Source organism: Sphingobacterium lumbrici, assembly GCF_006476045.1.
In the GTDB taxonomy this organism is placed as follows: Bacteria; Bacteroidota; Bacteroidia; order Sphingobacteriales; family Sphingobacteriaceae; genus Sphingobacterium; species Sphingobacterium lumbrici.
The window spans coordinates 218392-236288 of the sequence record NZ_SRZY01000011.1 but is presented as its reverse complement, the minus strand read 5'-3'; the positions used below and the strand labels follow the sequence as shown (position 1 = coordinate 236288).

15 protein-coding genes are annotated in these 17897 nt (G+C 40.1%); 9 read left to right on the top strand and 6 right to left on the bottom strand.

What is annotated here, in order from left to right; genetic code table 11:
* Window positions 1-8: 8 nt before the first annotated feature.
* The 4 genes from E4F24_RS03090 to E4F24_RS03075 form a co-directional block, all read right to left on the bottom strand.
* Window positions 9-1043 carry a DUF4271 domain-containing protein gene (locus E4F24_RS03090; RefSeq protein ID WP_181182349.1) on the bottom strand — a complete coding sequence of 345 codons (1035 nt, stop codon included), beginning with the start codon at window positions 1041-1043 and terminating at the stop codon, window positions 9-11.
* Between the two features lie 25 nt (window positions 1044-1068).
* A complete protein-coding gene (locus E4F24_RS03085; RefSeq protein WP_140937125.1) occupies window positions 1069-1608 on the bottom strand; it encodes a phosphoribosyltransferase in 540 nt (179 codons plus the stop codon).
* 48 nt (window positions 1609-1656) lie between these two features.
* Window positions 1657-3714 (bottom strand): transglycosylase domain-containing protein, encoded by a 2058-nt coding sequence (locus E4F24_RS03080; protein ID WP_140937124.1) that lies wholly within the window; start codon window positions 3712-3714, stop codon window positions 1657-1659.
* A gap of 201 nt (window positions 3715-3915) precedes the next feature.
* Entirely contained in the window at window positions 3916-5571 is a 1656-nt protein-coding gene (locus E4F24_RS03075) for a glycoside hydrolase family 10-like protein (RefSeq protein WP_140937123.1), read from the bottom strand.
* 224 nt (window positions 5572-5795) lie between these two features.
* On the opposite strand from E4F24_RS03075, the gene E4F24_RS03070 reads away from it, so the two are divergent.
* Genes E4F24_RS03070 through E4F24_RS03060 form a run of 3 tightly spaced genes read left to right on the top strand, consistent with a single transcriptional unit; the run spans window position 5796 to window position 7284 of the window.
* On the top strand, window positions 5796-5975 hold the full coding sequence (locus E4F24_RS03070; RefSeq protein ID WP_140937122.1) for a DUF6728 family protein: 180 nt from the start codon (window positions 5796-5798) through the stop codon (window positions 5973-5975).
* An 8-nt stretch (window positions 5976-5983) separates the two neighbouring features.
* Window positions 5984-6370, top strand: coding sequence for a RidA family protein (locus E4F24_RS03065; protein WP_140937121.1), 387 nt, complete (start codon window positions 5984-5986; stop codon window positions 6368-6370).
* Window positions 6370-7284, top strand: coding sequence for an EamA family transporter (locus E4F24_RS03060; RefSeq protein ID WP_140937120.1), 915 nt, complete (start codon window positions 6370-6372; stop codon window positions 7282-7284). Before E4F24_RS03065 ends, E4F24_RS03060 begins: the two co-directional genes overlap by 1 nt.
* Window positions 7285-7310: 26 nt before the next feature.
* Here E4F24_RS03060 and E4F24_RS03055 read toward each other — a convergent pair whose 3' ends face one another.
* The gene (locus tag E4F24_RS03055; RefSeq protein WP_140937119.1) at window positions 7311-8801 is read right to left on the bottom strand and encodes an aminotransferase-like domain-containing protein; all 1491 of its coding nucleotides are present in this window, start codon (window positions 8799-8801) and stop codon (window positions 7311-7313) included.
* Between the two features lie 161 nt (window positions 8802-8962).
* Here E4F24_RS03055 and E4F24_RS03050 point away from each other — a divergent pair, with 161 nt between their 5' ends.
* The 6 genes from E4F24_RS03050 to E4F24_RS14055 all read left to right on the top strand — a co-directional run bounded on the left by E4F24_RS03050 (window position 8963) and on the right by E4F24_RS14055 (window position 16930).
* Complete coding sequence (locus tag E4F24_RS03050; RefSeq protein ID WP_181182348.1) at window positions 8963-10783, top strand: TonB-dependent receptor plug domain-containing protein; 1821 nt, start codon at window positions 8963-8965, stop codon at window positions 10781-10783.
* A 50-nt stretch (window positions 10784-10833) separates the two neighbouring features.
* A complete protein-coding gene (gene recG / locus E4F24_RS03045) occupies window positions 10834-12939 on the top strand; it encodes an ATP-dependent DNA helicase RecG (protein ID WP_140937117.1) in 2106 nt (701 codons plus the stop codon).
* Window positions 12940-12989: 50 nt separating this feature from the next.
* Window positions 12990-14180 carry a GTPase HflX gene (hflX, locus tag E4F24_RS03040; protein WP_140937116.1) on the top strand — a complete coding sequence of 397 codons (1191 nt, stop codon included), beginning with the start codon at window positions 12990-12992 and terminating at the stop codon, window positions 14178-14180.
* 121 nt (window positions 14181-14301) lie between these two features.
* Entirely contained in the window at window positions 14302-14997 is a 696-nt protein-coding gene (gene lipB / locus E4F24_RS03035; protein WP_140937612.1) for a lipoyl(octanoyl) transferase LipB, read from the top strand.
* Window positions 14998-15084: 87 nt separating this feature from the next.
* Window positions 15085-16065, top strand: coding sequence for a hypothetical protein (locus tag E4F24_RS03030; RefSeq protein ID WP_140937115.1), 981 nt, complete (start codon window positions 15085-15087; stop codon window positions 16063-16065).
* Window positions 16066-16798: 733 nt separating this feature from the next.
* Window positions 16799-16930, top strand: coding sequence for a hypothetical protein (locus tag E4F24_RS14055; protein WP_262708989.1), 132 nt, complete (start codon window positions 16799-16801; stop codon window positions 16928-16930).
* Window positions 16931-17096: 166 nt separating this feature from the next.
* On the opposite strand, the gene E4F24_RS03025 is transcribed toward E4F24_RS14055, so the two are convergent.
* A complete protein-coding gene (locus E4F24_RS03025; RefSeq protein ID WP_140937114.1) occupies window positions 17097-17885 on the bottom strand; it encodes an MBL fold metallo-hydrolase in 789 nt (262 codons plus the stop codon).
* Window positions 17886-17897 lie beyond the last annotated feature (12 nt).

Sequence of the window (17897 nt, the reverse complement as noted above, 5' to 3'; positions counted from 1 at the left end):
TCTTTTCTTTAATTACTTAGTGCTTTCACTAATATTAAAATCGGCGTGATTTCGAGACTGCAAAGATAAAGAATTAAATAAAAGATTGAAAACTTATGATTACCTAATAATCCCCAGGCCGTTCGTAAAAACCTATATAGAAACAGAATAGATACAATTATCGAAAACAAAATTAACAAAAAATTAAAGTAGGACTTCGGTAAAAACGTAACAAACAGCAATACGGGCATCAAAAAAAGCATACTATTAAAATACACTAAATAAAGTATAGTAATGTATTCCCGCACCATTCGTTCAATTTCAAAGATGAAAGCGATGATACGAATAATTAATATTTTAAGTCCAAAAAGTAAGGCAACGATGCCCGAAATTTTAAGAAAATTCACCGGATTAAGAGCATTTATATCATCAAATCGCGATTGATAAATCAATAAAAACAGTCCTAAAGACAAACTAAAAATCAGATACAAAAAAATATAAGGCCAAGAGGTCATTATATTATCTTCTTTACTAATTTGTTGAAGCTCCCGCTCGTTATAATATGATTCAATGATACGCTGAAAGTCTACAGGAAAGAAAAACCGAATCAACCCAATACCAAGAAACAACAATATCAATACGCCAATTATCCAATCGGGCCGTTGGACTTTATGGAATGCTGGAATAATATCAATCTGCTTTTCTTTGATTAACCGGTTCGAAAATGTAATCCATCCTATAAAATCATTACCTTTTACAATAAGATCATCTCGATATTTATCCACAAAATAATGTGCTCGATCGGGATTAATAAAAAGCAGGTCTACATAGGAAGAATCTACGCCTTGCTTAAATCCGGCATCCAACCGAACTGCTGTACCCTCATCTTGAAATAGGGTATCTTGATGTTGAGAGTAACCAAAGGGGATAGCGATGAACCATAAAAATATAGTCACCACATAATACCATTTTTTTATACGTTGCCGTTTCCTGCCTAGCGTATTCATTGCATCCAAACTTAGATAAAATGCTTTGTATTCACAAACCCACCGAAGCGTGCTCATGTACATCTTCTTCTTATCGTCTGCATTATTTAATCACCTGACGGTAAATATCCGGAAGATTACGACATTGACCATTGTAATCAAGACCATAACCGACGACAAATTCTTTATCAATCTCAAACCCCACATACATGATATTATCAAATTGATAGGCTAAGCAGGAAGGTTTTAAAAGTAACGTGCATACCGCAACACTATTCACCCCCAACCCTTCCAAAGCATCCATTGTATGCTTTAAGGATTTACCGGTATCCACTATATCCTCGACAAGGATAACATCTCTTCCACGTAAATCCATGCCCACACCGATCAATTCACTTATTTCTCCTTGATTGATTCCATTATAGGACGCAAGTTTAACAAAAGACATTTCACAAGGCACATGCACCTGCTTCATCAAGTCGGCCATAAACATAAAACACCCATTGAGCACGCCTACAAATACGGGGTGCTTATCTTCATACTTTACGTTGAGATCAATACCTATTAAGCGAATACGTTTCTTGATCTGATCGTATTCAATAAACGGTTCAAAATAAAGATCATCTATTTCTATAGCCTTCATGCTTAATTTCTTTCTTAATCAAACTTAGATAAAATGTTTTGCATTTATTTATAACGGAAATAGTTTATCCAAAATAGATTTTTTTGTTTTTTCTTCCATCTCTATATCACGCATGATTTGCTCATGCGCATCAATTACATCCGAATCAAAAGTAGCCGTATCCCTCATTACCGGTGCCGCAGGTCTTAACTGGGGCTGTAAAACGACTTCATAGAACCCATAATTATCAGGGATAGAAACATTTTTCAGTTCACCCGTTTTGTGCATGATATCGCCATAAGTATTAAAATGCCGTTGTACCCATGATTTGAGCTGACCGGTATAATCGAATGAGTTCAATCCCGTTTTTGGGCGAGGAATAATACTGGACAGAAAGAGGCTTTCGCCGATATTCAGGTCGGCCGGCTGCTTTAAAAAATAATAGTTAGCGGCTTCTGAAATTCCATATATATTCTTTCCCCATTCGATCACATTCAAATAGACCTCAAATAACCGATTCTTGCTCACCTGTCCGGAAGATTCCATGAGCCATACCAGCAGGATTTCTTCCAGTTTCCTGTTCATCGTTTTTTTCCTGTTCAGAAATACATTCTTCACCAGCTGCATGGAGATCGTACTGGCCCCCCTTTTAAATTTCTTCTCTTTAATATTTGTCGCTATGGACAGTTTGAACGCTTCTTCTTCAAACCCTTTGTGCTTAAAAAAAAAGGGGTCTTCCGTGTTCCGGACTGTTGTTTTTAGAACTTCAGATATGTTATTTAAAGAAACGTATTTCGGATTTTCCGGACCGACAACGAAGGTCCGCAACATCGTAGTATCATCGTATGCTTCATACACAAAGCTGGAATTCAATCTATTGATATCTGCCTTCCCCCATTTCACAATTTTTAAATCTGCATCATCGATGCGCGACTTAAACATCAGATTATCGGGGTCATCCAATACGACCGAAAAATCCAAATCATATTTCACATCACCTTCTACTTTTACACCTTCCAAACTCTCAAACAGACCCTGCGGGATGGCGTCAAAAAAACGCTGGACGTTGAACCTTCCGGTATGTATTGCCAGTTCAAGTTTCCGCTGAGGCTTTAATGTATATTTCAATATCGGACTTACGGTAAAATCTTCCACGGTAACACGTGTATCCTCACTTAATGCAATATAATCAAATGCAACCTGAATTCCCCCCTCGGCTATACCATGAGGAAGAACAATGTCCTGATCGGACAATCTATCATGATTAACCACAAGATTTTCGTACTCCCACCCTCCTTCGATAAACAACAGGTTCTTACTTTCTTTCTTAATCCGGTTGAGATCGAAAACCAGCTTATCGAAACTTACTTTCAACCCATATTTGCTCTTCAAGAAAGGAACTTCGGTATTTTTATCTTTTGCAGAAATCGCCACCTTGAGCTGCTGTGCATCTCCGTCAACGTGTCCTTTCAGTATCCATTCGGCATCATGCTCGTTTAAGAACATACTGGTTTCAAAATCTCCGTCATCAATGATTGCTTCTGGAATACGAATCTTTTGCGATATATTCTCATCCTTATAAGAGACTTCAAAGTGCACCATTTGCATATCATTGGGGACTTTTGAAAACACCTGCTTTGCAATTTTTTCAACGAACTCCGCAAAATTACGTTCTGTCGGCTCTTCAATGACAGTTGTATCCTTTTCTTTTTTCCGAAATAAAAAGTCATAGTTACTCACCGAATCTTTCTTGACAAAGGCAACCTTTCCATTGTACAAATGGAGATCCGCAATTTTAACATGACCAAACAGCAATGGTAAAAGCCGGATAGAGACCTTCAATTTTTGGATCATCGACAAAGTATCCCTATCTTCGGGAATAACAACAACATCTTCCAGCACAACCGTATTAAGTCCTTCAAACTGATATTTCTGGATTTGAAGGTCTACTTTGTGTACGCCCTTAAGTTTACGCTGAGCCTTATCAACCGCTTCCCGGAGAGAAGCATCTCTTTTGGATAAACCTACAACTATTCCCACACCTACTACCACGAGTAAGGCAACTATACTTACCCCAATCCATTGTTTTTGATTGGCACTTATTTTCGGCAGATACTTATCTAACATGCTCCTCTAAAATTCTCCAATAAACTTAGATAAAATGCTTTGAATTCACAAACAGGACTATTTCGTCCGGAACTATGGGATGACCAATGCGGTATCGGTGTGCACTCCGTGACGCTTCAGTACATAAGACATTTATAGATAAGCAGTCTCTCCTCTGTTTTTGGGATAAAAAACCAAAAACAGAGATCACCAACAAGTATATTATATATCTAATTTAACACTTTTCGCTATATACTCGCTCTCATTGCCTAAGCGGTCTATTGCTTGAACAGCAACAGCATTCAAATTCTTACCGTTTTTGGACTTTCCAAATTCCATCGCTGTGATATTAGCATCCAAAATCTCTGTCTCCCATGTATCGCCATAGCGACTATAAAGTACCCAGTGAAAAACTTGATCAGGTTGCTTATGTAACCATTTAGCAAAAATATTTCCTTTTTCAATCGTCAGCAATAAAGTGGGTTGTAAAAGAGGATTCGCAGATAACCAAGGACTTTTAGGAATAAGTGATTTTTGCCTGTATGGCCCATTACTAATCTTGTTTAACATTGTTGGACTCTTTGTCAGCCCAGCTATACTCCAATGAACCGCACCTACGCTATTTGGTATGATTTCTCGTGTCGCTTCAATTTGGTTCACAATTTCTGTAGGTTTGTCAGACACACTCACACCCACCGTATTCAGTCCTGGCCATAGATGACGATTATGCGTATTTTCAGATTGCCACCATTTCAAGAGTGCGGTAAAGCTTTGTTTCGAAGGGTTAATAGGCCAGTACAACTGGGGGGTAAAATAATCAATCCACCCTTTATTCAACCACAACTTGGCATCTGCATACAATTCATCGTATTGCGAAGAGCCTGTCACTCCGGCTGGATAGCCCGGTTTCCAAATACCAAATGGACTAAGTCCGAATTTGACATAGTTCTTTTCGGCTTTAATATCTGCATATACGCGTTCAATAAATTTATTTACATTATATCGACGCCAGTCTGCACGCGATAAGTGTCCACCTGCACTGCGGTAGGCATTCCATGTTTTGTTATCCGGAAAGTCTGCTCCCCCATTATAAGATGCGTAAGGGTAGAAATAATCATCGAAATGAACGCCATCAATATCATAGCGTTTCACAATATCCTTTACAACCGCAGCAGCGTGATCTTGCGTACGTTGATCCGCAGGATCAAACCAATACATTCCGTTTTTTAACCGCACGATATGGTCGGATGCGCGATTTACCATTGATTGCCCAGTTACTGATCCGCCATTGGTGTGATGGGCACGATAGGGATTAAGCCAAACATGTAACTCTAAACCTCTTTTATGTGCCTCTTCAATCCAGAATTCCAGTGGATCATAAAAAGGGTAAGGCTTTTTGCCAATTTCGCCAGTCAGAAAATATGACCAAGGCTCATATTGACTCTGGTACAACGCATCAGCAGATGGTCTGACTTGAAAAATAACAGCATTGAAGTTATTTTCTTTTAACATATCCAGTAGATGAACGGCTTCTGCTTTTTGCTGATCTGTAGATAGATTATTTCTGGACGGCCAATTGATATTAGCAACCGTAGCTACCCAAGCCGCACGAAATTCGCGTTGAACTCTAGGCAACGTTACTTTGATAGAAGTCTCTTCCTCTTTCGGACTTACCGCTTGCGTATAACTTGGCGCGCGCAACGTATCTTTGGCCTTCTCAGGAGCTTGCTCTTTCTTTAATGTATCCAATTTTACAGATGTAACCGCACTTTCGACAGGATTACCTATCGGAGTCTTATTGCGCTTAGATGAGCATCCAAAAAATAGACCTGCAACAATCCCCAATAGGGTCAAAAACTTGATAACTTGAATCTTCATAGTCTACAAAGCTACGTTAAAAAACACAATAAGATTTGCTTCATAATTAAAACCATGCCATTACCATGATTTTTTTACAATATTTAACCATTTAATTTTCAATGTTCACTCCCTCTGTAGGTCAGCTTCATCCAGCGAAATACCGGTATAATTCACACCGTTTTCGACAGCTTCTATTATAAATGATCCCATTGATGTAAAGTTAAGCAGCAATATAATAAAATATGCAGCAATTATTTGGGCTTTACGCGCTACCATCGTACCTTAGCACTATGAACCAAGGTCAAAAGGCAGAAGTATCGGGATCATCGAAATTTAATATTCGTGCCATGCGAATAATGAACATGATTGCTATTTTGGTATTCATCTTGGCTATTGTTTATAAAATATTCTTTTCAAAATAAAATAGATCATGTCACAAAAAGAGATTTTAAATACCGAAAAAGCTCCTGCTGCTATCGGCCCTTACAATCAGGCGATCAAAGCCGACAAAACTTTATATGTCTCCGGTCAGATTCCGTTGATTCCGGAAACGATGGCATTGGTAACATCAGGTGTGGCAGACGAAACACATCAGGTATTGAAGAATGTAGAAGCGATCCTGAAAAACGCAGGATATGGCTTTGAAGATGTGGTGAAAGCTTCAATTTTTCTGAGCGACATGGGTGATTTCACTACGGTTAACGAGGTGTATGCCCAATACTTTAATACCGCACAGCCGGCACGCGAATGTGTAGCAGTAAAAACACTCCCCAAAAACGTAAACGTAGAAATATCGGTGATTGCCTGGAAAGCGTAGTGAGAAAAGAAATACAACAATCGGAAAGCCGCGGAAAGTACTTCTTAGCGGCTTTTTTAGCACCCCTAATTTGGGGGTTTATGTCTATCGCCATTCGATGGGTAAAAGATTATCCCGCTGAAGACATACTTTACTACCGGATCCTCACGGCATTGGTTATCCTTTGGAGTTTTATCTTGATTTTCCGTAGATCCGTATTGCATACGGATATCGTCCACTATCGATCGTTACGCCCCGCGGAAAAGAAAAAAATCATCTCACTGACCTTACTTGCGTCTGTCCTGATATTTGGAAACTGGTTTGCATATATCTACGCCATTAATCATGTCAGCATACAATCCGCGGCTTTTGCCTATTTGATTTGTCCCTTGCTAACAGCCGTTTTGGCCTATATAATTCTTAAAGAACAACTATCAACCGTCAAAAAAGCAGCCTTATTATTAGCTATGATCAGTGTAGGAATGCTTGCCTCTGGTTCGATAACCGAAGTAATATGGTCTATTTCAGTAGGTTTGCTGTATGCACTATATTTGATTATTCAACGCGTAGCACAAGGGTTTGACAAGCTCAATGTACTCGCCGTTCAGCTATTCGTCTGTGCTGTATTCGTCATTCCAAAGTTGATCTTCAATCAGCACAGCATTCCCGATTCCGCTACTTTCTGGACTACCATCCTCGTCATTGCCGTGCTATTTACGATCATCCCACTTTATTTGAGCATGTATGCGTTAACAAAGATTTCTTCGACCACTACAGGCGTACTTCTTTATATTAATCCATTGATCGCATTTACCTTAGCCGTGGTTTATTTTAAAGAAACCGTAGACCCTCATAAATATATCGCCTATATCATTATTGCGCTTGCTATCATACTTTTCAATTGGAAAACCATAAAGCGGTTATCTAAAAAATAGTTTGACTTTCGAGATTTGCAAAAAAGTTAGCACCTCATTTTGTCATGCCTTGATTTAAGAATAGCGACCGACTGTTCCATTTCGGAATCATTTAAATGTCCGAATCCCAAACGCATAGCCGTCACTTTAGCGTTTTGATACAGTAAGGTTTTAGGAATAAAAAGATCATCCCGGATACAGCTATTGGCAAACTTTAACAACGAGAACGGAACGTTCCATTCTGTCCACAGGGCCAACCCACCTGTGGGTTTCTTAAAGGAAACAACGTCAGGAAGGAAATCGCCTAATAATGCACAGAATAGATCACGCCTTTCACGATAGACTTTAAGTGATTTCTTCAAGTGACGATTGATATCTCCTTCTTCAATCATTTCACCTAAAGCCTGCTCCATAATAATATCTCCTTGCCGGTCTATAATCCCGAGATATTTCCTCATCTCACACATTAAATTATACGGAGCCACCACAAAACCTGTTCTAAAACCGGGAGCCAATGATTTGCCAAAGGTCCCGATATAGATAACCATCCCCTGTGTATCTGCACTCGCCAGGGGCATTACAACAGATTGTTCATATTGAAAATCGTAGTCATGATCGTCTTCTATAATCACAAACCCATATTCACTCGCCAATTGTAATAAAGCTATTCTACGCTGCGCACTTAATGTAACCGTAGTGGGGTAATGATGATGCGGGGTAATGTAAATCAACCGAATGGCACCCGGTTCAAAATTCTCCCTGATATAGTCTACCTGGATCCCCTGATCATCTATGGGTATAGTCTGTATACGGGCTCCAGATTTCTGAAACACCATATTGGCAGAAAAGAAACTCAACTCGCCTACAAGTACCAAATCACCGGTAGTAATCAACAGTTGGGAGATAATATATAAACTCATTTCTGTACTTCGGGTAATTAACACATTTTCCTGTGTGATGTGCAATCCCCTTGAAAGATTCAGATAAGTGCTCAACTGTGCTTTGAAATACTCGCTTCCCTCTTGATTGTACATTCCTAATTTTTTACGATTACTTTTGCGTTTCATCGTTGCACTATAAATACGGGATAGATTATGCATCTGCATCAGTCGGATATCCGGAACACCATCGTTAAATCCGTAGCTACAGTGCGAATACTCAAAAGGACTGTCCAGTATATTTGATTTAATGAAAAAATACCCCGTTTTTTCGGGATATTTTGCCAACGATACAGGCATATCTGAGGTTTTCGCGGCTAATCCACCCTCTTCGGGATTAATCACAAAAGTACCTTTATTGGGACGAACTTCGACCCAACCCTGCGCTTCTAATTCTGCATATATTGCTGTCACCGTCTTGCGGTGAACCTGCAGGACATCGCTCAGGCTCCGCGTACCCGGAAGCTTAGAACCGATCAACAAATGACCTCGTTGAATAGCATTGATGATCTGCTGGGCCGCCTGTATATAAACCGGGCTCGATACATTCCTGTCTAACTGAATAAAACTCAAAAAAGGTAAATCAACCGGACTACTCATATTATAAAAACTGGCACACTTGAATTAGCCGGAAAGATACGACTTTTGCCAAAACTAAAATAAGAACACGATAAAGTTCTATATAAACAACTTAAAATACAATCCCTACAATGTTAAAAAAGTCAATACTATTTTGTTCCCTTATCAGCCCTTTGATTTCTATGGGACAGGAAGCTACGAGTGATTCCACGATTTTACATGAAGTCATCATATCTGAGAACAGGTTACAAACACCGTTCAACAAAAATGTCCGGAACATACAAATCATTACGAAACAGGAGATTGAACAGCTGCCCGTAAAATCCATTAATGAAGTACTTAGTTTTATTGGCGGGGTAGATATACGACAACGCGGTCCATTTGGAGCACAGGCTGACATCAGTATAGATGGAGGTTCGTTCGAACAGGTCTTGGTACTGGTTAATGGAATAAAAGTTTCCGATCCGCAAACAGCACACCATTCTATGAATATACCCGTATCCATAGAAAACATCGAACGAATCGAAATTCTAAAAGGACCCGCTGCACGGATATACGGCATCAATGCACTCACAGGGGCTATAAATATAGTAACGTCAAAACCCGAACAATCCACTATTTCGGCCCATACTTATGCAGGTTCATCTTTTGAGAAGAAGGAAGAAAACGATGGCGAAGGATTATATTGGGGAGGCGGCTTACAGGTAGGCGGAAATCTTGCCTTCAATACGCATCAGCACGTAGTCTCTATTAGCAAAGATAAATATAACGGACAACGTTACAACAGCAGCACAGAAAACACTAAGGTATTCTATCAAGGTAGGATGCAGCTTGATGAGCGAAATACATTAGACCTAACCGCGGGGTACCTATACAATGAGTTTGGTGCCAACGGCTTTTACGCCGCTCCGGGCGACAGGGAATCCTATGAAATCGTAGAAACAAAATTAGTTGGTGTCTCATCGAATCATCAAATCAGTGACAGGTTTAGTCTGCGCCCCCGCGTGAGCTATCGCTATAATGCGGATGACTACCGCTATTTTAGACACGATTTAAACATAGCACGGTCTCTACACCATACGGATGTGCTGTCAGCAGAGATAAATTCGGCTTGGAATACGACTATTGGCGATATTGGATTTGGTGTCGAGAGCCGTTCAGAAGAGATCAGCAGTACCAACATCGGCGATCATCACCGGTACAATCATGGCGTATATGCAGAGTTTAAAACCGAACACATTAAAAACATGATCTGGAATATTGGAAGTTACCTGAATTACAATACCCAATACGGGTGGCAGGTTTTCCCGGGCGTAGATGTCGGATATCTATTCCATCCGGGATGGAAACTAGCTTTCAATATCGGATCAAGTCAACGCATCCCATCCTTTACCGATCTATATCTCAATCAACGGCCTGGCAATATCGGAAACCCTGATCTGGAATCTGAAAATGCCTGGCAATATGAATTTGCCCTGCATTACAAGAAATCTAATCTTGACTTGCAAACGGGATATTTTTACAGGGATATTTCCGGGTTTATAGATCGAATAAGAGAATCTACAGACGAGCCTTACCAACCATTCAACTTCGGGAATAATAAGATGCAGGGATTTAATTTCAGGGTCAGTCAAGTGGTACCGATTCATTCAAAATCGCGTTTCCAATACGCCTTAAGCTATAATTATCTGACTCCGGTAAATACAATGAAATCTGAGGGGATGGATTCTAAATACAGCCTCGAAAGCCTAAAGCATCAATTGCTGCTCAGAACCACATATACACAAAATCAACTGAGTGTAAGTTTCAATAACAGGCTGTTGAAGAGAGAACAGCGGGCTGCTTATTTGATAACAGATTTACGCATTGGCTATGACGTGTCTAAACTCGCGTTCTATACCGACATTACCAATCTTTTCAATCAATCGTACATCGAAACAGCTGCGGTACCTATGCCCAGAAGATGGTTTGCAATCGGTGCAAAATACAGGCTAGCAATATAGAAGATTATACGAAAATAAGTATAAAATATGTAAATTAGCCATTCAATAGAATGGCTAATTTAAGTTTAATTACCCCTGTAGAATATCTCAAAGGTGTAGGCCCCCAAAAGGCAGATGTACTCAAAAAAGAGCTGCAGGTATTCACTATTGGCGATTTATTGCAATATTATCCTTTCCGCTATATTGACCGGACAAAATTTTATAAAATAAAACAGCTTCATCCCGATTTAGTGGGGGCACAGGTATTAGGGAGATTAATCAGTCTTCAGGAGCTGGGTGAGAAACGATCACGCAGATTAGTCGGCCAGCTTAGGGATGATACCGGTATGATAGAATTGGTGTGGTTTCAAAGCATCACCTGGCTAAAGAAAAATCTAAAAATTGGTTCTGCGTACATTATCTACGGCAAACCAACAGAATTTAACGGACAGCTATCCATTACACATCCTGAGATGGATCTGTACAATTCCCAGGAGAAGAAAGTAGGCAATATGAGCATGCAACCTGTGTATTCTTCTACTGAAAAGCTTAAAAAATTCAGCCTTGATACGAAAGGCCTTCAGCGCCTGCAACAAACTGCTTTAGAAACCGTTTTTCACACACTTCAGGAAAGTCTGCCAAGCTATATCTTAGAGCGCCATCAGCTTATTCCCTATCCACAGGCATTGGTCGCTATCCATTTTCCACAGCATGTGAATGACTTGAATGCAGCTACCCAACGACTTAAGTTCGAAGAACTATTTTTCATTCAACTGCGTTTGTTGCGCAACAAACAACTCAATACACAGAAATATAAGGGCCATCGGTTCGATCAAGTGGGAGATAAGTTCAATACCTTTTTTACCAAACGATTACCTTTCCCACTCACGAATGCACAAAAGCGCGTTGTAAAAGAGATCCGGTTGGATACCAACACCGGAGCACAGATGAATCGGCTGGTACAGGGGGATGTAGGATCCGGTAAAACAGTTGTTGCTTTGATGTCGATGCTGCTTGCCGTAGACAACAGTTACCAGGCCTGTATGATGGCACCTACCGAAATATTAGCGACCCAGCATTACACGGGACTGAAAGAACTGCTCGGTGAGGGCATTTGTACGATCAAATTATTAACGGGATCCACGTCAGCAAAAGAACGCCGCATACTACATCAAGAACTGGAAGAAGGTACGCTAGACATACTAATCGGGACACACGCATTAATAGAAGACAAAGTAAAATTCAAAAATATAGGTTTCGTAGTAATCGATGAGCAGCACCGATTTGGAGTAGAGCAGCGTGCCAAGCTTTGGCGCAAAAACGCCATTCCACCACATATGCTCGTGATGACCGCAACACCTATCCCCCGTACATTGGCAATGACATTATACGGCGACCTGGATATTTCGATTATCGATGAACTGCCTGCGGGACGGAAGCCCATAAAAACGGTTCATTTCTTTGAAAGTTCACGTTTGCGTATGTTCGGCTTTATGCGTGATGAAATCGCTAAAGGAAGGCAAGTTTATGTCGTATTTCCATTGATCAAGGAGAGCGAAAAATTAGACCTGCTGTATCTGGAAGCCGGATTAGAAAATCTACAGCGTGAGTTTCCATTGCCTCAATACAAAATCAGCATCGTACACGGAAAGATGCCCGTAAAAGACAAAGACTTCGAAATGCAACGATTTGTCAAAGGCGAAACCCAAATTATGGTGGCGACTACGGTTATAGAGGTAGGTGTTAATGTTCCGAATGCTTCGGTCATGGTCATTGAAAATTCCGAACGGTTTGGTCTTTCGCAATTGCATCAGCTGCGAGGTCGCGTAGGCCGTGGTGCGGAGCAATCGTATTGCATCCTCATGTCGGGAAATAAATTAAGTAAAGATGGCCGTCAACGCTTAGAAACAATGGTGCGTACCAATGATGGATTTGAGATCGCAGAAGTCGATCTTCAATTGCGCGGGCCCGGTGATATTTCCGGGACACAACAATCCGGCGTACTGGATATGAAAATCGCAAACCTAGCCAGCGACCAAGCCATTCTGGCAGAAGCCCGCGCAACGGCAATAGCGATATTCAAAGAAGATCCGTCTCTTTCTTCCGAAAAAAACAGGCTGCTGGTTAATTACCTCAACCAACGCTCTCCTCTTTTCAATTGGGATAAAATCTCTTAAAAAACAATTACCTTTGCAGTATTGTTAATTTAGAGAGAGAATAGCATTAAATGGCAAAACCGAAAATATACGACACCGCAATAAAGCCTGAAACGGCAGTTTTGGTCTCTGTAATAACACCACATGTATCCGAAGATACAGCAAAAGAATACTTAGAAGAACTCGCTTTTTTAGTGGAGACCGCCGGAGGCGAAACGAAAGGTATTTTCACCCAAAAACTAGCTTATCCGGATCGCGCCACTTTTGTGGGAAGCGGAAAACTAGAAGAGATTAAAAATTTTATAGATGCTGAAGAAATAGATATCGTCGTATTTGATGATGAATTGTCTCCATCTCAGTTACGTAATATTGAGAAATCTTTCAACATAAAAGTGCTCGATCGCTCAAACCTGATTCTGGATATTTTCGCAAAACATGCCCAAACTGCACAAGCGAAAACACAGGTAGAACTGGCGCAACTACAATACTTATTACCTCGCTTGACGAGACTCTGGACCCACTTGGAACGCCAACGAGGCGGTATTGGTATGCGCGGCCCCGGAGAAAGTCAGATTGAAAGTGACAGGCGGATGATCCTGAATAAGATTTCCTTATTTAAAGAACGGCTCAAACAAATCGACAAACAAAACGAGACGCAGCGTAAAAATCGCGGAGAAATGATTCGTGTAGCATTGGTAGGATATACAAATGTGGGTAAATCAACCATTATGAACATGATTTCAAAATCGGAAGTCTTGATTGAGAACAAGCTGTTTGCAACACTTGATACGACCGTCCGTAAAGTCGTGATTGACAATCTACCTTTTTTACTGTCTGATACCGTCGGTTTTATCCGCAAATTGCCCCATCACCTCGTCGAATGTTTCAAATCCACCTTGGACGAAGTGCGTGAAGCAGATATCTTAATACATGTAGCAGATATATCGCATTCGCATTTTGAAGATCATATCCACGCAGTGAATGAAACCTTGAAAGATCTCAATGCGTTAGATAAACCAATGATTACCGTATTTAATAAAATTGACGCATACAAACCTCCTGTTGAAATCGATGAAGACGGAGAAGAAATTAAGGTTACCTTAGAAGATTTCAAAAACTCCTGGATGGCTAAGAATTCAGACCCTGCTATATTTATTTCGGCCACAGACAAAACAAATATTGAAGAATTCAAAACAAAGTTATACGATATCATTGTGAAAATGCATAATGAGCGTTATCCATATAACAATTTATTGTATTAATGTTGTCGGTGGATAGATGGCATTAACAAGTGAGGTAGATCGTATCCAGAAGAACCATGTTTACTATGGAGTCAAAAAACAAAAGACGTATAGCTTACAGTTTAAGACCTACAACTTTAAAATGAATAAAAAAGTACAGTTTATTGATTGGGGATTGGTAGATTACCAACAAGGATGGACTATGCAAGAGGATATATTTGCAAAGTCGCTTGCTATAAAACATGATAATAGGGTAAACGATACACAGACTCCTACACCTAATTATTTGATTTTTACAGAACATCCGCATGTATACACATTAGGCAAATCAGGGAAGCCCGAAAATTTACTGCTGGATGAGATAGGCTTAGCGGAGAAACAGGCTACATATTATAAAATAAATCGCGGCGGTGACATTACCTATCATGGTCCCGGACAAATTGTAGGGTATCCTATATTGGATTTGGATAATTTTTTTACGGATATACATTTATACCTGCGGACCCTTGAAGAAGCCATTATTTTGACGTTGGCAGATTATGGCATAGCAGCAGGCCGCTATCCCGGATATACAGGTGTATGGCTTGACCCCGATAACGATAAGGCCCGCAAAATTTGTGCAATGGGTGTCCGTGCGTCCAGATGGGTCACCATGCATGGTTTTGCCTTTAACGTGAACACTGACCTGGGTTACTTCAGAAATATTGTGCCTTGTGGAATAGACGATAAAGATGTGACCTCCATGGAAAGAGAACTGGGATATAAACCGGATATGGAAAAAGTGAAAGAAATATTAAAAGACCATATAGCCACCCTGTTTAAGATGGAATTAGCTTAATTTTCTTTTTTTGAAAGCGAGGGGGTAACAAACATTAGATTGTGATGATACATAATAAACAATTTGTAAACATTAAAATTGATTATCATGAAAACATTATCTACAATCAAATTATTAGCAGTAGCAAGTTTGCTATTCATTAATATTTCTTGTAAAAAAGAACACGAAACCAGACGATTTGCCGCACCCAATGCAGCCAATTTTAAAAGTCTGCGTAATAAAGCATTACATGATCTCACACAAAACAAAACGTTTAATGCCGAGGATGGAATAGTCTTTACATCTACCAAAGGAACAACTGTAACCATCCACGCGAGTTGTCTGGAAGATTCGGACGGCAACCCAATCACCGGAGAAGTACAACTTTCTTTCGTCGAAATCTACGATAAAGGAAATATGGTTATCACCAATAAGCCGGTAATGGGACGGAATCAAGATGGCGATTTATTACCCTTGGTAACAGGTGGAGAATTTGATATTCGAATTACGCAAGGCAACAAAGTCTTAAAGCCGAGATGCAACTACGACGTAACAGTTCCTGCTAATCTGACCGGAGACTTAGATTACGGTATGATTTTATGGGAAGGTAATATTAATGCAGATGGCAACCTGGAATGGGACAACAAAGATAAGGCCGGAGGTCAGGAACAAGGGCTAAGAGCAGATGAAAAAACAAACTCGTACAACATTTGGAACGGACAATTTGGCTGGACTAACGTAGATCGCTTTTACAGTCATACCGGGCCAAAAACACAGATTAAAGTCGTTGTGCCAAATGCTTATAATAATGAAAATTCTGCCGTATACCTGGCGTACGAAGACCAACCCAATCTACTTGCTCAGTTGGATACATACAGTCAGGCGGAGAAATTCTTTTCTGAACACTACGGTTTTGTCCCTGTTGGCATCAAACTACATGTTATTTTCACATCAGAAAGCAATGGCTCTATCGCCTATGCGATCAAAGAAGTAACAATCGCGAACAACTCGATAATCCATATCAACGAAAGCGAGCTCAACACCGCATCGCAGTCTCAGCTAGTCGCATTGATTAACGCATTAAATTAAAAAATCTAAAGAACAAGCAGCCATTCCTTCGAATGGCTGCTTGTTCTTTAGATTACTTTTTTACCTCCTCTATTTTCCTTAGATTGATAGTTCTGCCAACTCATAATTTGTACTACAACCTCCTTGTTCCCCTTGTCTCGATATACCTTTTTCCATCAAGTCTTTTATATCTCTTAACGCCGTATCGGATGATACATTTAGCTATTTTTGCCCATTCGGAGAACCTTAGTTTTCCCTCAAATATATCTGATCCTTATGATAGTATAAAAAAATCCGTAGGATTTTAATGTTTATAGCATGATGAGTAGGTTTTATATCGAACTCACGTTAATTAATAATATAGCGGATGTTGCGACTAAATGATAGGGATTCTGTTTTTTCAGCCCTCCCACAATCTTTTTTACACCCTCAACAAATCGCCATTTCCCTGTACAAGTTGTTGAGTTCGCCGTACAGAATGTTCAGAAACTCGTACAACTCTAACAACATTGTGTACAAAATATTCAGCAACCTGTACAGTATGTTTAGCAACTTGTACAGCATGTTGAACATGCTGTACAAAATATCACTGTCTTTGTACAAAAAGTAGAAACTTCTGTACGAAGAGTTGAACATCTTGTACAAACTCTCAAACTTCCTGTACAAAGTTTTAAAAGTTCTGTACAGATTTATCACAAACCTGTACAGATCTGTCAACTTTTTGTACAACGGGTTGACAAACCTGTACGGGGAAATGGCAATTTTACATGGTTTGCTAAGTCCAATAGACCTTCAGATAAAACTTTTTGATAACTATGTTTCCTTTTTCAATCCGGGCAAACTAATCGGCGATCTCACGCTAGAAGATTTGAAAAGGGATAATTAGGTAATATCTATTCGTATCTGCGTAAAAGTTTTTTTACAAATTAATCGAACTGTGTGCAGGCAAGGGTTGAAGCAGAGGCAGCCTTCGGGCTTTTCCTCATTCCTCATTCCTCATCGCCTGCCTACCGCAGGCAGGAAATGACGAGGATGTTGTACTTTTTGCTCCCCTACGCACCAATCTGCCGAAGTTGTAAGATGTCTTCCAAATAAAACATATCCGTTTCCTGATAGCGCGTGGCAACGGAGAGCCTGATGCCTTCACAATGTGGCAGAAAAGTTTGCTCCACAAGTTCTACGGTGTTATTCTGTTCTGAAAGGTGTCCTAAAATAAGATGTTTTAACCGAGACGATCGATGCTGTAAAAACAGTTCCAACGAAGCTTTATTTGAAATATGGCCCCATCCGCTACGGATGCGATTTTTAAGATAATAAGAATAACGTCCTCCCTCCAGCATATCTTCGTCGTAGTTACTCTCTAATAATAACACATCGGAATGTTGAATAACGTGCTTTACATTATCACAGCCTCGACCTAAATCCGTCATAATACTTACATTCGTCGATCCATCCGTTACGACGAAGCTACAGGGTTCTTTTGCATCGTGAAACTTTGGGATTCCCAGCACGGAGATTTCACCAATGTTAATTCGTGCATTAGCAGCGATAATACGCACGAGATGAGCCGGCAGATGAAGCCGGGAACCATCACAAGTACCCGCAGTCCAGTATACCGGAATCTGATAGCGCTTGCAAAAAACGGACAGCCCCCGTATGTGATCGGAATGCTCATGTGTAATAAAAATAGCTTTGATCCGTGAGGGATCTATTCCCAAATTACCCATTCGCAATTCGATATGTTTGGTATTAATCCCTACATCAATCAATACCGCATCTTCTCCCTTTGCCACATAATAACAATTTCCATTACTTCCGGAAGCGATTGCACAATATTTCATATATGTATATTA